This window comes from Sphingobacterium sp. ML3W (assembly GCF_000747525.1).
Lineage (GTDB): Bacteria > Bacteroidota > Bacteroidia > Sphingobacteriales > Sphingobacteriaceae > Sphingobacterium.
In genome coordinates this window covers 225,609-244,306 of sequence record NZ_CP009278.1, presented here as the reverse complement: position 1 = coordinate 244,306, position 18,698 = coordinate 225,609, and the positions used below count along the sequence as shown (strand labels likewise).

General features: G+C 37.9%; 15 protein-coding genes and 1 tRNA gene. 11 read left to right on the top strand and 5 right to left on the bottom strand.

Features of this window, described 5'->3' with window-relative positions:
• A complete protein-coding gene (locus KO02_RS01160) occupies nt 1-1,752 on the bottom strand; it encodes a serine hydrolase domain-containing protein (RefSeq protein WP_038695125.1) in 1,752 nt (583 codons plus the stop codon).
• Nucleotides 1,753-2,004: 252 nt separating this feature from the next.
• Here KO02_RS01160 and xseA point away from each other — a divergent pair, with 252 nt between their 5' ends.
• Nucleotides 2,005-3,273, top strand: a complete 1,269-nt coding sequence (gene xseA, locus KO02_RS01155) for an exodeoxyribonuclease VII large subunit (RefSeq protein WP_038695123.1) — start codon at nt 2,005-2,007, stop codon at nt 3,271-3,273.
• Nucleotides 3,263-3,478, top strand: coding sequence for an exodeoxyribonuclease VII small subunit (gene xseB, locus KO02_RS01150; protein WP_038695121.1), 216 nt, complete (start codon nt 3,263-3,265; stop codon nt 3,476-3,478). The genes xseA and xseB overlap by 11 nt, the downstream gene beginning before the upstream one ends.
• On the opposite strand, the gene KO02_RS01145 is transcribed toward xseB, so the two are convergent.
• Complete coding sequence (locus tag KO02_RS01145; RefSeq protein ID WP_038695119.1) at nt 3,479-4,165, bottom strand: FadR/GntR family transcriptional regulator; 687 nt, start codon at nt 4,163-4,165, stop codon at nt 3,479-3,481.
• 346 nt (nt 4,166-4,511) lie between these two features.
• Here KO02_RS01145 and KO02_RS01140 point away from each other — a divergent pair, with 346 nt between their 5' ends.
• The 7 genes from KO02_RS01140 (at nt 4,512) to KO02_RS01110 (ending at nt 14,180) form a co-directional block, all read left to right on the top strand.
• The gene (locus tag KO02_RS01140; RefSeq protein WP_038695116.1) at nt 4,512-5,435 is read left to right on the top strand and encodes a dihydrodipicolinate synthase family protein; all 924 of its coding nucleotides are present in this window, start codon (nt 4,512-4,514) and stop codon (nt 5,433-5,435) included.
• A 4-nt stretch (nt 5,436-5,439) separates the two neighbouring features.
• Nucleotides 5,440-6,552 (top strand): kelch repeat-containing protein, encoded by a 1,113-nt coding sequence (locus KO02_RS01135; protein WP_081918278.1) that lies wholly within the window; start codon nt 5,440-5,442, stop codon nt 6,550-6,552.
• Nucleotides 6,553-6,572: 20 nt separating this feature from the next.
• Nucleotides 6,573-7,802 (top strand): MFS transporter, encoded by a 1,230-nt coding sequence (locus KO02_RS01130; RefSeq protein WP_235212319.1) that lies wholly within the window; start codon nt 6,573-6,575, stop codon nt 7,800-7,802.
• Complete coding sequence (locus tag KO02_RS01125; RefSeq protein ID WP_051959714.1) at nt 7,786-9,858, top strand: GDSL-type esterase/lipase family protein; 2,073 nt, start codon at nt 7,786-7,788, stop codon at nt 9,856-9,858. The genes KO02_RS01130 and KO02_RS01125 overlap by 17 nt, the downstream gene beginning before the upstream one ends.
• A 4-nt stretch (nt 9,859-9,862) precedes the next feature.
• Entirely contained in the window at nt 9,863-11,056 is a 1,194-nt protein-coding gene (locus KO02_RS01120) for an AGE family epimerase/isomerase (RefSeq protein ID WP_038695112.1), read from the top strand.
• Nucleotides 11,057-11,144: 88 nt separating this feature from the next.
• Nucleotides 11,145-12,998, top strand: coding sequence for a family 20 glycosylhydrolase (locus KO02_RS01115; RefSeq protein WP_200878595.1), 1,854 nt, complete (start codon nt 11,145-11,147; stop codon nt 12,996-12,998).
• Between the two features lie 18 nt (nt 12,999-13,016).
• Nucleotides 13,017-14,180, top strand: a complete 1,164-nt coding sequence (locus tag KO02_RS01110) for a sialidase family protein (protein WP_038695108.1) — start codon at nt 13,017-13,019, stop codon at nt 14,178-14,180.
• An 80-nt stretch (nt 14,181-14,260) separates the two neighbouring features.
• Here KO02_RS01110 and KO02_RS01105 read toward each other — a convergent pair whose 3' ends face one another.
• The 3 genes from KO02_RS01105 to purD form a co-directional block, all read right to left on the bottom strand.
• Nucleotides 14,261-14,974 (bottom strand): pirin family protein, encoded by a 714-nt coding sequence (locus KO02_RS01105; RefSeq protein WP_038695106.1) that lies wholly within the window; start codon nt 14,972-14,974, stop codon nt 14,261-14,263.
• Nucleotides 14,975-15,331: 357 nt separating this feature from the next.
• Nucleotides 15,332-15,403 (bottom strand) — tRNA-Glu (locus KO02_RS01100).
• A 91-nt stretch (nt 15,404-15,494) separates the two neighbouring features.
• On the bottom strand, nt 15,495-16,769 hold the full coding sequence (gene purD / locus KO02_RS01095; RefSeq protein WP_038695104.1) for a phosphoribosylamine--glycine ligase: 1,275 nt from the start codon (nt 16,767-16,769) through the stop codon (nt 15,495-15,497).
• Between the two features lie 354 nt (nt 16,770-17,123).
• Between purD and KO02_RS01090 the strand changes: the two genes are divergently transcribed.
• Entirely contained in the window at nt 17,124-17,888 is a 765-nt protein-coding gene (locus tag KO02_RS01090) for an enoyl-CoA hydratase/isomerase family protein (protein WP_038695102.1), read from the top strand.
• A gap of 92 nt (nt 17,889-17,980) precedes the next feature.
• Nucleotides 17,981-18,676, top strand: a complete 696-nt coding sequence (locus tag KO02_RS01085) for a hypothetical protein (protein WP_144243237.1) — start codon at nt 17,981-17,983, stop codon at nt 18,674-18,676.
• The last annotated feature ends 22 nt before the right edge of the window (nt 18,677-18,698 follow it).

Genomic DNA, 18,698 nt, shown 5'->3' with positions numbered 1-18,698 from the left:
TTATTCAATTACCTCGTATATAGCATCTTGTATGCGGCTCCGGATATTAAGATTCAATAATTTCGTAGAAACTTGAGGGTGTACACGGTTTGACAGAAAGATATAAATCAATTGATTTTGTGGATCGATCCAAATACAAGTACCTGTATATCCCGTATGTCCATATACCGAAGGGTTAGATAATTTTGATGGATATTCATTTTTTAAGTTTGCATCCCAACGGTCAAAACCCAATCCCCGTCGGCTTGATAGTGATTGTTTCGAGGTAAATTGTTCGACAGTTTCAGCCTTAAAATACCGCTCTCCCCCATATTCACCTTTATTCAGTAACAGTTGTCCATAGATTGCCAAGTCATTAGCTGTTGCAAATAATCCGGCATGGCCAGCTACACCACCAGCCATCGCCGCACCTTGGTCATGTACATACCCCTGTAGTAACACCTTTCTAAAGGAAGTATCCAGTTCTGTGGGTATAATCACCTCTTTCGCAAAGCGTGCCCTTGGATTATAACCAGCAGTCTTCATCCCCAATGGTCGATAAAAGTTATTTTGCACATAATCTTGAATTGGTATTGCAGTCTGATGTTCTGCCACTTCCTTCATCACATACATGCTAATATCACTATACACATAATTCCCAATAGGCTTCACCTCCGAATTAAGCATCTCTGGCCACATCACCTTTTGATAATAATCATGAACCAGGTAAGCACTATCGGCTACCTTGACATCATGAGAAGGAGAATAAAAACGTTGTAAATCTCCCGATTTCAAATTTTTATAAAATGGGATATAGGGCGTAAACCCAGCTTCATGAAGCATGACACTTTTTAATGGGATATCCTTTTTATTCGTTGATTTAGCCTGCCAAAGGTAATCGCCGATTGGCTTATTTAAATCAACGACCCCTTGCTCTGTCAACCGCATAATAACAGGTGTAGTACCAACTATTTTACTGATAGAGGCCAAATCAAAAATGTTATCAATGGTCGTTGGTTCTTTTTTTGAATAAGTATGGTAGCCATATCCTTTTTCAAAGATTACTTGACCATTCTTAATGACCATGACAACTGCACCTGGTGTTGCCTCTTCAGCTATGGCTTCTTCAGCAATTGCGTCTATTTTCTTCGATAATTTAGCAAGGTGCATGGCATCATAATCGTCGACATATTGAAGTCGAATTTGACCGGTCGCCTCCCCCATACCCTGAGTCATATGGGTAGCATATGTTCGATTAAGCTTATTGACTGTAGAAACACCTCCAAAAATCGACATTGCTGCATTTTTCTGCGTTTTAACCGAACTATCTTGATTCCACAAAATAGGGGTAGTAAAGTTATTGAGCAAGGACAAAGCCTCCCCTTTTCCAAAAATTGCTAAAATGATATTTTTGTTATTAGCTTTTGCTTGTTGCAATTGGGCTATAATAGTGGTTGTGAGCGCTTCAGATTTGATTGCCACAATAACAACGTTGCTGTATTTAATCTGTTCATCAAAATGATTAAAATCAGCATAACTAACATCAGCATAACGTGATAATTGATTATTAAACGCACTAAAAAAACTAGAATCCACTGTACAAACAGTAATCTTAGACTGATCTAACTTGCCTAAAGGAAGTAAGGCATCGACATTATTAAGAAGCACGGTTTCGTTAATAATAGTAGATTTATATTGGGCATGTAAGCGATTTGGATGGAGATAACCTATTGCAAAAAGTGCAATAAATAGAAGTCTTATGCTACTTATCATCTTGTAATCTAAAAAGGTTTATATGTAAATGTACAAATAAAAGATTTACAATCATGCACAAAAACGCAACATTAAAATTTCTCACAATTAATAATCCTATTTTCCTCTAAAAATCATTTCTTGATGGAAGAGGAAGACTCGACAAGTGCTTAGCATCATGAGCCCCAAATAGAAAGACACGAACGAATAAATTTGTTTTATATATGACACAATTAAAATTGTAAATAAAACAAATTTATCTAAGTTTGAGATATGCCGGAGCTATTAGAAAACAGAACTATTTTTTCATTGCTGGAAGTAACACGCAGCATTCAAAAAACTATTGCTGAGCGTTATAAGAGCTTGTACTGGATTAAAGCGGAAATGAATAAATTAAATCATTATTCGCATTCCGGCCACTGCTATCCAGAACTAGTAGAAAAAACGAATGGAAAAATCGTTGCAGAGATACGTTCTATCCTTTGGAAGGCAGATTATAATAGGATCAACAATCTCTTTCTAAAAATAGCGCAAGAACCCTTACGCGAAGGCATCACCATGTTATTTCAAGCAAGTATTTCTTACGACCCAATGTATGGATTAAGTCTACGAATTGTTGATATTGATCCCACATTTACATTAGGAGAGCTTGAAAAAGAAAAAATATTGAGTATCAATAAACTTAAAGAAGAAGGTGTTTTTGATACTAACCGCAATCTGCCATTTCCAACATTGCCAAAACGACTAGCTATTATTTCAGTTGAAACAAGTAAAGGTTTATCTGATTTCTACAAAATTATCAATCAAAACCCTTGGGGATATAAGATTGAACAAACACTATATCCTGCGCTGCTGCAGGGAGATAAATCCGTCCCATCTATTATTAAGCAATTATCAATCATTGCAGAACGTTCTGATTCTTACGATGCTATTGCAATTATTCGAGGCGGTGGTGGCGAAGTTGGCTTATCAAGTTACAACAACTACTTATTAGCAAAAGCAATCGCTATTTTCCCACTTCCTGTTTTAACAGGTATAGGGCATTCCACAAATCTTACTGTCAGCGAAATGGTTGCTTATAAAAATGCAATTACCCCAAGTGAGCTCGCTGATTTTTTAATTCAAAAATTTCATAATTTTGCCATTCCATTGGATCAGTTGACCAGTAGGATATTAGAAAATACAAACGTAATTTTCAAAACTGAAAATGAAAGATTAAAAGCTTTCGCCTCAGCGATTAAATGGTCTGCACAGCAATCCATTCAACAAGCTAAAGTCGATTTATCTGCTTTTGAAAAGGATATGAAAACAAATCTAGCTTACATCTTTAGGCAAAAATATACCACAATGGACCATCTGGAAAAGATTATCCAATTGGCCGATCCTATTCGCCTCCTTAAAAAGGGTTATTCGATTACCAAAATAAATGGTGAGTTGCTCGTGTCAATCGACCAGCTCAAGGAGCAAGATGTAATAACTACACAAGTTTGGGATGGAGAAGTCATCAGTATAACACAAAAAATAAATAATAATGGAGAGTAATTATACGTATACCGACGCATTTGCAGAATTGGAACAAATCGTAAAGGACATTGAAACAGGTAATACAAATATTGATGCTCTTTCTAAAAAAATAAAAAGAGCATCCGCATTGATTCAAATTTGTAGGGCACAGCTCACTTCGACAGAAGAGGAGGTCAATCTTTTACTAAAAAACTTGACTCCAATTGAGAATGAGGAAGAATAGCTAGTGTCTCAGCAAATGATAATAGTGGTTATCGAGATGTTTTCTTATTCCATCTTTAAAGGCCATCACATCACCGCCCTTCAATAATGCCACTAATTGCTGGTGTGAAACGAATTCTTTTGGTGACCTATTTTTATTCAAAAGACCACTATCATGTACATATTGAAAGATAGGCAATAACAACTCTTGAAAATCCATGAGCATTTTATTACCCGAAATTTTATATAGTTTCCCATGAAATGCAACCTCTTCTTCAATCTGGAATAATGTTGTCTCCATATCATAAGACTCACGGAGCACTATTTCTTCCAACTCTTTGATGTCTAAATCTGTAGTACGGTCGAATATCAATTCAGCCATTCCCACCTCTAATGCAAGACGCATTTCAAAAATATCTTTTAATGTATCTTCATTTAACATGGCAGGATGGAAAACCTTTTTTAATGGAGATAGCAGATTTGGATTGGTCAAAACTGCACCTTTATTTTTTCCAGATTCAATTAGACCTATCATGCGTAAGCGCAAAAGTGCCTCCCGAATCACAGTTCTTGATACACCAATACTTTCCGATAATTCTGCTTCTTTAGGCAAAGACTCTCCTATCTGAAGGTTACGGGTGCGAATTAAATTAATAATATGATTCTCTACTTTATCTACTAAACTTGAGGTATCTACATTTTCTAGCATAGAATTTTCTGTTATAATGATGGTTATTGATTAAGGTCTGTACAAATGTTACATTTTTTTTCATCATTTACTTGCTATAATACAGATAAAAGAATAATTTTAAACTCTAAATGTATGACATAATGCTTTTAACTGATAAACGTGCCTCTTTTGCCTTGAAAAAATAGGTACAGACTAGGTTTTGATCATTACAATTATAAATGTTTATTCCAATTAACGCGAACAATTGAGTGCTATACTAAATGAACGGCAATAGGCTACATATTCGAATTAATCTGGAAAGGGAAGACTGGCAAAATTATTACACTAAACACCAAATCGTTAAGAAACTATAATTATTACACGAATGAGCAATTACAAGTTACAAGGCCTCGTTGCCGCACCATTTACGCCCATGCTAACAAATGGCGATATCAACATTGCTGCAATTCCGGCATATTACGCCTTATTGAAAAAAAATAAGGTTTCTGGAGCATTTATTTGCGGCTCCACGGGTGAGGGTGTATCCTTAACTTTTGACGAAAAAGTGGCTATTATGCAAACTTGGGCAGATATCACTGCAATGGACAAAGATTTTAAAGTGATAACACTTGTCGGAGGAACGAATATCAAGGAATGCTGTATATTGGCACAAAAGGCCGAAGAAATTGGTTTATTCGGGATTTCGTTTACCTCACCCTTCTATTTCAAGCCTGCCAATGTTGACCAATTAGCTAAATGCTGTACAGAGATAGCCGCAGCAGCACCTAATACGGCATTCTACTACTACCATATCCCTGTATTAACAGGTGGCAACTTTCAAATGATTGATTTATTAAAAGCAATTGATGGAAAAATCAGCAATTTCGCAGGGATAAAATATACGCATGAAGATTTCATGGACTATCTTTCTTGCTTAAATTTTGCTGATCGCAAATACGATATGTTATGGGGTAGAGATGAAAATATGCTATCTGCACTTGTCTTAGGAGCTAAAGGAGCTGTTGGAAGTACCTACAATTATGCAGCCCCCCTATACCTTGACCTGATCAAGGCATATGAAAGTGGTGATTTTGAAACTGCCAATGCTTTACAACAAAAATCTATCGATATGATTACATTGTTGGGGAAATATGGCGGTATCTCAGTGGGCAAATCTTATATGAAATTAATTGGACTCGACTGCGGAACATTCAGACTTCCGGTACGCAATATGTCTGCACAAGATTATGAAAACTTTAAAGCTGATGTAGCAACCTTACATTTTCCAGATTTCCAATCTACAATTTAATGGTATGAAAATTATTCCTCTTTTACTAAGCACTTTTATATTTATGCAATGCAACACAGCTAACAAGAACGCAGAAATCATGTGGTCCAATACAGATTCTTTGCCAAAAACGGTTAATGGTCAAACCCAACTTGGGGTTGCTGGTCCACTTGTAGGAATTCATCAGAATCATCTATTGATTGCTGGCGGTGCCAATTTTCCAGAAAAGATGCCTTGGGAAGGAGGAATAAAAAAATATCAACGTTCAGCCTACATTTATCAGATCAAAGATCAGTCCCTAAAGCTAGCAGACACGCTATCTTTTGACACTTCAACTGCATATGCTGCAAACTGTAGTACGAAAGAAGGAATATATACTGCAGGGGGAGAAAATGAATCGGGTGCTTCATCACAATTCCATATTTATAAATGGAACGGTGAACAACATAACTTTGACGTCCAAAAACTGTCTGACCTACCTATCCCACTCAGTAATGCGAGTTTGGTGGCTAGCGAGGATAAACTATATTTAGTTGGTGGTGAAAATACCACCCTTGTTTCCGATAAAATATATCAATATGACCAAGAGTGGAAAGAATACCTAACTCTTCCTTATCCTATAACGCATACCGTTGCGGTGGTTAAAGAAAATTACCTATACCTATTCGGAGGTCGTACCCGAGAAACGAATGCCATCAGTACATTATACAAATCTTGTTACAAAATAGACCTCAAGACAAAAGAAATTGTTCAGATAGCCGATTTACCTGAAGCCCTTTCCGCAGGAACAGGTTTCAAAGATAATAAGGGCCGTTTATTTTTAGTCGGTGGTGATAATGGTACAACATTCCACAAAGTAGAGCACCTAATCCTAAAAATCGCCAATGAAGCGAATCCAATACATAAAGAAAACCTGATCGAAGAAAAAGCAACGATACAATCAAAACATCCTGGGTTTACAAAAGAGGTGTTACAATATAATGAAAAATCCAATACATGGAAGGTGGTTAGCAACTTAGCTGTAGGTGCTCCTGTCACAACAACGGCTGTTTACCATGACCAACACGTTTATATTCCTTCGGGGGAAATTAGAGCAGGTGTCAGATCTGCTGGAATATTGACGGGAACAATAAACTAAACGAATAGATAAACCTAATCATGATAAAAAATCACAAATACTACCCTTGGATCGTTGTCGGTCTACTTTGGGTCGTCGCATTATTAAATTACATGGATAGACAAATTCTGTCTACTATGCGCCCGACTATGCAAGTAGATATTGTCGAATTGCAGTCTGCAACCGTCTTTGGACAACTTATGGCTATATTCTTATGGATTTACGGATTAATGAGCCCCGTTTCTGGCATTTTAGCAGATAGGCTCAATCGTAAATGGCTCATCGTTGGCTCTCTTTTTATCTGGTCTTTAGTTACCTCATTGATGGGCTATGCCACCACTTATCCAGAACTCATGATATTAAGGGGAATCATGGGTGTTTCCGAAGCCATTTATATACCTGCCGGACTGTCTCTCATTTCTGACTTTCACAGCGATAAATCCCGTTCGTTAGCAATAGGGATACATATGACGGGACTCTACACGGGGCAAGCTCTAGGCGGTTTTGGAGCAACATTGGCAAGTTCATACTCATGGCATAGCACCTTTAAAGTTTTTGGTTTAGTGGGCATATTATATGCCTTTGTGCTGCTGTTTTTTCTTTCCGAAGCACCAGTAAGAACTGAAAAATCAGAGCAATCTGAAAAACCAGTAAATAGTTTTAAAGCCATAGGCATGTTGCTGAGCAATATCTCTTTTTGGGTCATTCTCTTTTATTTTGCAATTCCGAGTTTACCCGGTTGGGCGACCAAAAACTGGCTACCTACCCTATTCTCAGACAACCTAAATATCTCGATGGCACAGGCTGGTCCACTTTCCACCGTTACCATTGCCGTCTCGTCTTTTCTAGGCGTTATATTTGGGGGTTTATTATCTGACCGATGGATTCAAAAAAATGTTAAAGGTCGTATCTATACTTCAGCTATAGGATTATTATTGACCATTCCTGCTATGTTCTTAATCGGCTATGGCCACCATGTCATACATGTTGTCGGTGCAGGATTAATGTTTGGTTTTGGCTTTGGTATGTTCGACGCCAATAATATGCCTATTTTATGTCAGTTTGTACCTAGTAAATTCCGCGCAACAGCATATGGTATCATGAACATGCTGGGCGTTATGGCAGGAGCATTCATCACTAAAGTGTTAGGCGCTTCTGCTGATGAAGGAAAATTAGGTAAGGACTTTGCACTTCTAGCTGTCATTGTCCTTGTCGTAGTAGTCATTCAACTTGTTGTATTAAAACCCAAATCAAATGCTTCGCTTGATTAAGAAACTAGTACTCATATTGCCCATACTGCTATGGAGCACCATGATGGTATCCGCCCAGAAAAAAGTCGCTTGTATTGGCGACTCCATTACAAAAGGGTTAGGATTAAAAAATGGTGAAAAAACTTATCCCGAACAACTTCAAGAATTGCTAGGGATAGATTTTGATGTTCAAAATTTCGGTTTTAGTGGCGCTACATTACTCAGTAAAGGACATAAACCCTATATTGAAACTTCAGAATATAAACAAGCGCTCGCATTTCAACCAGACGTCGCTATTATAGCACTAGGGGTAAACGATACTGACCCCCGAAACTGGCCTAATTATGGTGACGAATTTGAAAAAGACTATAGTACCCTAATCAGTAACTTAAGGAAGGTAAATCCAAAAGTTGCCATCTATATCTGCAACCTTACGCCCATCTTTAGCGGCCATACCCGCTTCTTATCGGGCACTCGCGATTGGTATCAAGCTATTAGCCTATTGATTCCAACAATCGCGCAACATAATCAAGTACAGTTAATCGATATCAATGGGCCGCTGAAGAGCCGAATAGATTTATTCGAAGATAATGTGCACCCCAGTTCGGAAGGTGCTGCCATCATAGCAAATCAAGTTAGTCAAGCCATACAGGGAGTCAATCAACCACTTGCGGTAGCACTTAATTTTGGAGATCATATGGTCTTACAACGAAATCGGGAAAACCCTATTTTCGGAAAGGCAAGCTCCAATATACATGTCAAGTTAAAGTTCAATCAAAAAACCTATCAAAGTCAGGCAGATGAAAATGGAAACTGGTCGATTCTTTTACCCGCCATGCCTGCTGGAGGGCCATTTGAAATTCAGATACAAACTGATAATCAGCAAATAAACTTGAATGATGTACTGTTTGGTGATGTCTATCTCGCATCGGGACAATCGAATATGGCATTTGAACTCAAATATGCAACTGGGGCAGATAGCTTGATACAAATAAACTCACCTCAAGTACGATTATTCAAAAACAACAATCTTGTCCAAACCAATCCTGTATCTTGGGATTTAGCGACACTGGATAAAATAAACAAATTAGATTTTTTTACGGGCAATTGGAGTACCTCAACCAAAGAAGATAAGGTGAATTTTTCAGCGATAGCTTATACCTTTGCGTATGAATTAGCAAAAAAGACAAACATCCCGATTGGCATCATAGAATTGGATGTACCGGGTTCGAATACCGAATCCTGGATAGATCGCACAACCTTGGAAAACGACAATTTACTGGCCACCTATATCCATAATTGGAGAAAGTCTGATTTCATACAAGATTTTTGCCGAACGCGATCCGATCAAAACCTTTCGCTTTCATTAGTCAAAAATCAAAGACACCCCTATGAACCCGCTTACAATTTTGAAGCCGGTATCAAGCATTGGTTAAAAACACAATTCACAGCTGTCTTATGGTATCAGGGAGAAAGCAATGCACATAATATTGAACTCCACGAAAGATTATTTAAGACGTTAATAAAATCATGGCGCCACAATTTTAATCAGGATCTTCCATTTTATTACGTGCAGCTCTCGAGCATCAACCGTCCTTCGTGGCCTCGATTTAGAGATAGCCAGCGTCAGATGGATCAGCAAATTGAAAACACCTTTATGGCGGTATCTTCCGATGTTGGAGACCCAACAGATGTACACCCAAAAAATAAAATCATTATCGGAAAGCGTTTAGCAAAATTGGTACTAGCACATGAATATAAATCCAAAATAAACGCCGACTACCCAGCATTTGACCACTATCAGAAAAAAAATGAAGTGGTAACGGTCTATTTTCAAAATTGTAAAACACTCCAAACAAAAGATCATCAGCCCTTACAGGGGTTTATCTTGGTCGATGAAAAGGGATTTGACCTGCAACCAGAAAGTATGTCGATTCAAAAGAATCGCGTAATCATCCAATTGCCTCGGGATAAAAAAATAAAAGAAATACGATACGCCTATTCACCCTATAGTACTGCAAATCTGGAAAACGAATCTGGTATTCCAGCTTCAACCTGCAGTTTTAAAATTGACTAAAACTATGTATACGTTAACACAACTCGAAGAACTCGAAAAATTTTATAAAACACAGTTAGTAGAAGATACGGTTCCATTCTGGTTCCCAAAATCATTCGACCTTGAAGATGGAGGCTACTTACTGATGCGTGATCAGGACGGAAGCTTAATTGATGACGACAAAGCCGTTTGGATTCAAGGTCGTGCGACATGGTTATTGGCAACACTTTATAACACCGTGGAACCGAAACAAGAATGGTTAGATGGTGCAAAACTTGGTTACGATTTTATCCGTAAGCATTGTTTTGATACTGACGGCCAGATGTTCTTCCATGTCACCAAAGATGGTCAACCGATTAGAAAAAGAAGGTACTATTTTTCGGAAACATTTGCAGTTATTGCATTTGCAGCATATGCAAAAGCCTCTGGAGATCAAGAAGCGGCAGACCTATCTCGAGCTATTTTTGGGAAATGTATCCAGTATACATCCGGAGAGCTAAAGCTCGCTCCAAAGTTTACCGGTACAAGACCTTCAAAAGGTATTGGCGCCCCCATGATCATGATCAATACAGCACAACAATTACGCGAAACAATCGGAGACCCGCGTTGTGACGAAGCGATTTTGAATTGGATCAAGGAAATTGAAGTTAACTTTGTCAAACATGACCTACAAGTCGTCATGGAACAGGTTTCACCAACAGGTGAAATCATTGATCATATAGACGGAAGAACCTTAAACCCTGGACATGCGATAGAAGGTGCTTGGTTTATTCTTCATGAAGCAAAATATCGTAATCATGACCCCGAACTCATTGCATTAGGTTGCAAAATGTTAGATTACATGTGGGAAAGAGGTTGGGATAAAGAGTTTGGTGGTATACTATATTTTAGAGATCTATACAATAAGCCTGTTCAAGAATATTGGCAGGATATGAAATTCTGGTGGCCACAAAATGAAACCATCATTGCCACACTTCTGGCTTATTTAATGACTGGAAACGAAAAGTATGCTGAGATGCACAAAAAAGTACACCAATATGCATATGAAAAGTTCCACGATAAGGAACATGGTGAGTGGTTTGGCTATCTACACCGTGATGGTACTGTCGCACAAACTGCCAAAGGTAATCTATTCAAGGGCCCATTCCACCTACCGCGTCAAGAGTGGTATTGCTGGACGATTTTAAACGATTTTAGGAAGCAGAATAATGAAATTTAATCGCATACTCTTAAGTCTCCTTGTTCTTAGCATATCTTGTCTATCGCCTACATATGCACAAGAAAATCTAATTCCGTTACCCATAAAAATGGAATTAAGGGATGGAGCACTCAATCTGAGCAATGGAATTATTCTAAAAAAAACAGATTCGTCTTTAACGGGGGAATATCTGCTCGCTTCCGCTATCATAGCTGAATGGAAAGTCGCAGAAAGTGCTGTAAACAACAAGCAACTTCCAACATTAGATCTTCAATTGATAGATGATGAAAGTGATCAGAAGCAACGAGAGGACTATATTATAAAAATAGACAATGGAGGTATTCGCATAATAGCACACTCACCTACCGGCATATTTTATGGCTTACAGACGTTAAGGCAATTTTCTGTTCAAAATAAATCGCTTGCACATTGCGAAATAAATGATCAGCCTGCATTCCCTTGGCGGTCTTTCCTAGTCGACGTTGGTCGTAACTATCAACCGCTGCATTTACTGAAAGAGCAGGTTGATATCATGGCGCAATACAAAATGAATGTCTTGCATTTTCATTTCACTGAAGACGTTGCATGGCGGTTAGCAAGCAAAAAATACCCAAATCTAACTGCCGCTTCAAATATAACACGAGGTGGCGGCGAGCATTATTCCGAGCAAGAGTTCAAAGAGCTTATTGCCTATTGCAAAGCCAGACATATCTTACTTTTACCTGAAATCGATATGCCCGGACATAGCCAAGCGTTCAAAAGATATTTTGGCGTAGATATGCAGTCTGACTCGGGGATTGTCTACATCAAAGAATTATTAAAAGAGTTCTCCCAGACCTATCAAGACCTTCCCTATTTACATATCGGAGGAGACGAGGTAAAAATAACCAATAAAAATTTTATGCCTGAAATCACAGAATACGTGGAAGAATTGGGCTATAAAACGATTGGATGGGAGCCTGGCAGCAACCTCATGCCACAAACGATCAGACAACTTTGGATGGGTGGTCCTAAACGTATTCCGGAACAAGGAGATTTGATTTATATAGATTCGAAACATCTCTACATTAACCATATGGATCCATTGGAAACAGTAACTACACTGTTTCATCGTAAAATTGGGGAGCAAGATAAGGAACACAAAAATCTAATCGGGGCAACGTTATGTGCTTGGCCAGATCGCGCGGTGTCCAAACCTCTGGATATGTTTTATCAAAATGCAGTATATCCTGCCCTCGTTACTTTTGCCGAGCGCGTCTGGCGAGGAGGAGGTCTTGCAGGATGGACTTGCAATATCGTTGATGAAAATACAATTGCTTACCAAGAATTCAAAAATTTTGAGAATAGGTTATTGAACCATAAAAACATGTATTTTTCAAACAAGCCATTTCCTTATGTAAAGCAAACCGGCTTAAAATGGGAACTCATCGGTCCTTTTCAAAATGAAGGTAATTTAACCCGTTCATTTCCGATTGAGCAACAACCCTATGCCGATGGTATAGAGGTTACTAAAACAGTAGAAGGGGGAACAATTATTTTAAGGCACTGGTGGGCAGATATTATACCTGGTGCTATTGAAGGGCCTCTCCCAAATACAACCTGGTATGCACGCACGAAAATATGGAGCGACAAGAATGAAAATAAATCCTTTTGGATAGGATTCAACAACCTTTCCCGTTCGTATGCAAGCAATACACCGAAAAAAGGTACATGGGATAATCTTGAAAGTAAAGTATGGGTCAATCATCAGCCTATACAACCCCCTCTCTGGCAACAAGCGGGTATCAAAGGTGATTTAGAAGTCCCTTTGATAGACGAAGGTTATACCTTCAGAAAACCAACGCAGATTTCTTTAAAAAAGGGTTGGAACGAAGTCCTCATCAAATTACCTGTCAGCGACTTTAAAGGAGAAGACTGGCAAAATCCTGTGAAATGGATGTTTACCCTTATACCAAGCAACTAATAAATAACACATAAAACTATGCAAAAACTATTTTTAACACTATCAATCCTGTTTTCTTCAGCTGTGATTTTTGCGCAAGAAACAATTGTTTTTAAGTCGGGCGAAGACGGTTACAAGAGTTATCGTATTCCCGCAATTGTCAAAGATAAAAGTAACAATCTCATTGCATTCTCAGAAGGTCGTGTAGACCATGCTGGAGATTATGGCAATGTTGATATCGTCTATAAAATCAGCGCTGACAATGGCAAAACATGGGGCCCGTTACAGATTGCCGTTGATCAAGATAAATTCCAAGCAGGCAATCCTGCTCCAGTAGTTGATCTTTTAGATCCCCAATATCCAAAAGGAAGAATTTTCTTGTTCTACAACACTGGAAATAACCACGAAGGTGAAGTTAGAAAAGGGAATGGCATTCGCGAATGTTGGTATATCACTTCAACAGATGCTGGTAAAACATGGACAGAACCAACGAATATTACGACAGTTGTACATCATCCAAACCAACCTTCATTCAACGCGAATTACACATCTAAAGAAGATTGGAGAGCCTACGCAAATACGCCAGGTCACGCTTTACAATTCGACTCTGGAAAATATAAAGGTCGCATCTATATCCCTGCCAACCACTCTGAAGGAGCTCCAAAATCAGCAGGAAAAGATTACTATGCACATAGCTACTATTCTGATGATCATGGAAAGACATTCAAAATTGGAAATACAATTCCCTTCGAAGGTGGGAATGAAACCATGGCTGCTCAAATCTCTGAAACAGGATTGTATATGAATACCCGAAACCAACAGGGCAACGTACGCAACCGCATCGTTTCCTACTCAAATGATGGTGGAGCGACTTGGGACACAACTTTCTATGACAAAAACTTACCTGACCCTGTTAATCAAGGTGCTACCTTATCGTGGAAAAAAGGTAAAAATTATATCTTAGCAGTTTGTAATGCAGCTTCTGAAAAAGACCGCGATAACTTAACCTTACGCATCAGTAAAGACCAAGGCAAAACTTGGTACTTTAACCATGTAGTAGCAAAAGCCCCTACTGGCTACAAGGATGCTGATTCTTACTCTGCCTATTCAGATATCGTTCTTATCAACAACAAGAAAATCGGCGTACTATATGAAAAAGGCAATTATGAAACGATTGTTTTCGATGCCGTTTCCTTCAAATAGTAACGTACCTCATTGAAGAATAAAAAAGGGTTTGTATCGATGAGATACAAACCCTTTTTTTGTTAAAATCGTTTATTAAATTAAAACATCGGTACCTCTATCAACAAAATCTGAGCATCTGCTGTTGCCTGCATTTCAATAGTATCAACATCCCAAATACCGATAGCATCCCGCCTGTTTAGAAGCTCTCCAGCGACTTGAATACTTCCTTCTAACACAAATACGTAAACACCTTTATGTTCTCCATGTAGCGCATAATCAACAACAGCATGAGCATCTAAATCCGCTAGATTAAAGTACGCATCTTGGTGAATCAATACCGCTTGACTATCTGCCTGATCTGGAGAAACGATTGTTGCAAACTTATTTTTTCGATCGATATCCAAATAAGTCTTTTGATCATAACTTGGTACCAATTGTCTTTCACGTGGAATTACCCAAATTTGTAAGAATTTCACGGGGTGCTCTTTGCTACCATTAAACTCAGAATGCGTAATACCTGTTCCTGCCGACATAATCTGCACATCACCGGTTTGGATATCACGACTTGTCCCCATACTGTCCTGATGTGATAAAACACCAGACAAAGGAATACTGACGATTTCCATGTTATCATGTGGATGACTTCCAAAACCATTTCCAGCTTCAACAAAATCATCATTCAGAACACGTAATGCACCAAAATTAAGTTTATCTTGATCGAAGTAGTTTCCGAAACTAAACGAGTGGGCACTTTTCAACCATCCAAAGTCAACATGTCCACGATTTTCAGCTTTATGTATTATCTTTTGCATTTTCCTATATTTATATGTTCCAACACTCAAATAACGTACCAAGCTCAAAATCAACAGACAAAGGCTTCTGAAAACCTGACATATTGACAATAAGCATTGTGAAATACTCTTTTTTAGACTTAATTCACATAAACATCCTAAATTATACTGTTAATGGTACCCAAGTCATCCATCAAATCATTTAATGATTACATTAAGGCTTTCAAATTCAATTCAGAAAAAGGTCGCACGATATCAATTTCTTCTTATTCAGATTAATGAGATTATTTGCTTAGTTCACACCTTTTAGATGGGGATATAGTTAGATTAAAAATTAGGTCAATAAAAAAAGCGACTTAATTTCTTAAGTCGCTTTCGTAGCCCGTAGGGGAATCGAACCCCTGTTTCTAGAATGAAAATCTAACGTCCTAACCCCTAGACGAACGGGCCATTTTTTGCATCTCCTGTAGGGAACTTCCCTGTTTGGAGATGCAAATATAGCCTTTTATATCAATCTTCCAAAAAAGATTTAAAAAAAATATTAAATCAAATCAAAACCAATATCTCTTCGGAAGTATTTACCGTCAAAATAGATTCTTCCTGCATCAGCAGTTGCTTGTTGCAACGCATCAAACAACGTGTCCTGCAACGTGGTTACCGCAATCACACGACCTCCCGAAGTCAACACTTGACCATCCTTCTCAGTTGTCCCTGCATGAAAAACAATTGATTCCTTTACATTCTCAATATTTGAAATTACTTTACCCGACTCGTAGTTTCCAGGATATCCACCAGCTACCAACATCACAGTCACTGCAGTTTTGGGACTAACAGTATAAGACCGAGTTTCCAAATTACCCTGAGCAACACCCTCTAATAAATCGATCAAATCCGACTCGATACGAGGCAAGACAGATTCTGTTTCGGGATCTCCCATTCTTACATTGTATTCAATCACCAAAGGCTCTCCATCTACATTCATCAATCCGATAAAAATAAATCCTTTGTAGGGCGTATTATCTTTCTTTAAACCTTCAACAGTAGGTTTAATAATACGTTCTTCAACTTTATTTAAAAATACTTCATCCGCAAAAGGAACTGGGGAAATGGAACCCATACCACCGGTATTTAAGCCCGTATCTCCTTCTCCAATTCGTTTATAGTCTTTAGCAGAAGGCAATACCTTATAAGAGTTACCGTCCGTCAATACAAATACAGAAAGTTCAATACCCTTCAAAAACTCTTCGACAACGACTACATCGCTTGCTGCGCCAAATTTAGAATCCGTAATCATGGCTTTCAGTTCTGTTTTTGCATCTTCCAATGTTTCACAGATTAAAACTCCCTTACCAGCTGCTAAACCGTCTGCCTTCAACACAATTGGTAGGTTTTGTGTTTCCAAATACGTCAGCCCTTCTTCTAAATTCGTTTTATCAAAAGAACGAGATGCCGCAGTAGGGATACCATGACGCTCCATAAATTGTTTTGAATAATCTTTCGAGCCTTCCAATTGTGCCGCCGCTTGCTGTGGACCTATAACAGGTATATGTTTCAAGTCGGCACGATTTAAGAAATAATCATGAATACCTTTTACTAATGGCTCCTCTGGACCCACTAAAACCATATTAATGTCGTTTTCCAAAGCAAAACTTGCAATGCCATCAAAGTCTGTTACTTTTAATGGAACGTTTTGACCATACGCACCTGTACCAGCATTTCCAGGAGCAATAAACAAATTTTGAAGACGCTTACTTTGCGAAAGTTTGTAGGCGAAGGCTGATTCACGACCGCCAGAACCAATAATTAGGATATTCATAGCACAAAGATATTTGTTTTAGGCTAATATTTAGAGAAAATTTAAAATTGATACCTTATCCTTTAAAAACAATGATTTCTTAAATTATTTTCGTAATTTTTCGCAAATATTAAATATAAATTGATTATAATTAGTTTATTACGATAAGCTATTAGCGCTATATCGATTCAAAACTATCAGACCTCAAAAAGTCTTTTATTTCGCATCATACCAAGGTAAAGAACCGCTAATCGAAAACGCATATTCTCCTTTCATAAAAAGGGAATTAGGCTTAAATTAAGATATGGAGATCAAAGTACTTGTAACAGCAAATCAGATATATAAAATTCACTTCAATAATAAATCGCGATAATTATGAAACATATCCTTGTTAAAACAGAAGACCGCATTGCGAATATATTCTTAGACCGAGGGAAATCCAATGCCATGGATACCGTTCTATTGGAAGAGTTAAACTCATGTATACACGATCTAAAACTGGACCCATCCATTGAGGGCGTCATCTTACATGGAAAAGAAGGTTTTTTTAGCGCAGGCTTGGATCTCATAACTTTATATGCGTATAATGAAGTTGAAATTAAAGAGTTTTGGCAATTATTTTTAAAAACAACAAATGACCTCGCATCATTTCCAAAACCGTTAGTAGCGGCTATTTCAGGTCATAGCCCCGCAGGAGGCTGTGTCCTGGCAATCTGTTGCGATTACCGCATTATGGCTGAAGGAAACTTTATGATCGGATTGAATGAAATCCCAGTAGGATTGATTGTCCCAGAAAGTATTTTTCACCTCTACAGCTTTTGGATTGGCAAAGCAAATGCTTATCGCTTGTTATTGGAAGGGAGATTACTAAGTCCACAAGAAGCCCTTAAAGTAGGTTTAGTCGATGAAGTAGTATCGGCAAATACCATTCAAACTGCTGCACTGCGTAAAATAAAAACAGTTACACAGTATAACAAAGATACTTGGCAAGCCTCTAAATTAAACTTCAGAAAGGAACTGCTTCAAAATCTAAGCTTAAACCAAGAAGAAACGATTGAAAAGATTTTAGTACAATGGTGGAAACCATCTACACGAAGCATCTTAAAAACAATCATTGATAATTTAACAAGAAATAAATAAAATAGAAACAAGATAAATGGATAATGCTTTTGATAAAGACATCGGTTATTATAATTTTGCAAGCAACTTAAATGAATTAAATCCGTTTAATAATGATGACAAATATGTTTAATAAAATATTGGCTTTCACGCTATTATCGATTATTTTTCTAAGCAGTTGCAACAGAACTGCAGATAAAAAGGAAAGTCAACGCGACTCTATCGATGCGATCGCTCCTGATAGCCTTTCGACAATAGTCGATTCAATAGACATTCCCATTGATGAAACCACTCAGGAAGAATCATTAGACTTAGCGATAGCAAAAATCACTCAGGCATTTAAAACACAGAACTCCAAAATGTTAAACGATTATATCGATAAGACAGTTGGTTTTTATACCCTATACAGACCTGGCGTACAAGCCATCTATGTCCATGCGACATCTTTTGATTTCAATCGGCCTATTCCTGATTACTATCCCTACACATCATCAAGCTTTTCCGGAAAAGTTACTTTCGGGCCATTACCAACTTACGATTGTGGAAAAGAGGCATGGAGTAAAAAAGGATTGTTCTGTAATAACAAGCAACATCCAACAGAATTATCCCATACAGCAAAATTTATGAATGAAATTCTTGATTCGAAAATATCAGCTGCTGAGATTCAAAAGTTAAAAGCATTAGAAGCGAAAAGCTATCGCGTGATATTGACGGACAAAAATGCTCCGCTTATATTTCACATCACAAGCAGAAACGGAAAATGGATCTTTACGGTACTCGATCGCGCCTATGGTGGATGCGATGCTTAACAAGGCATATTTTATTTAAAAA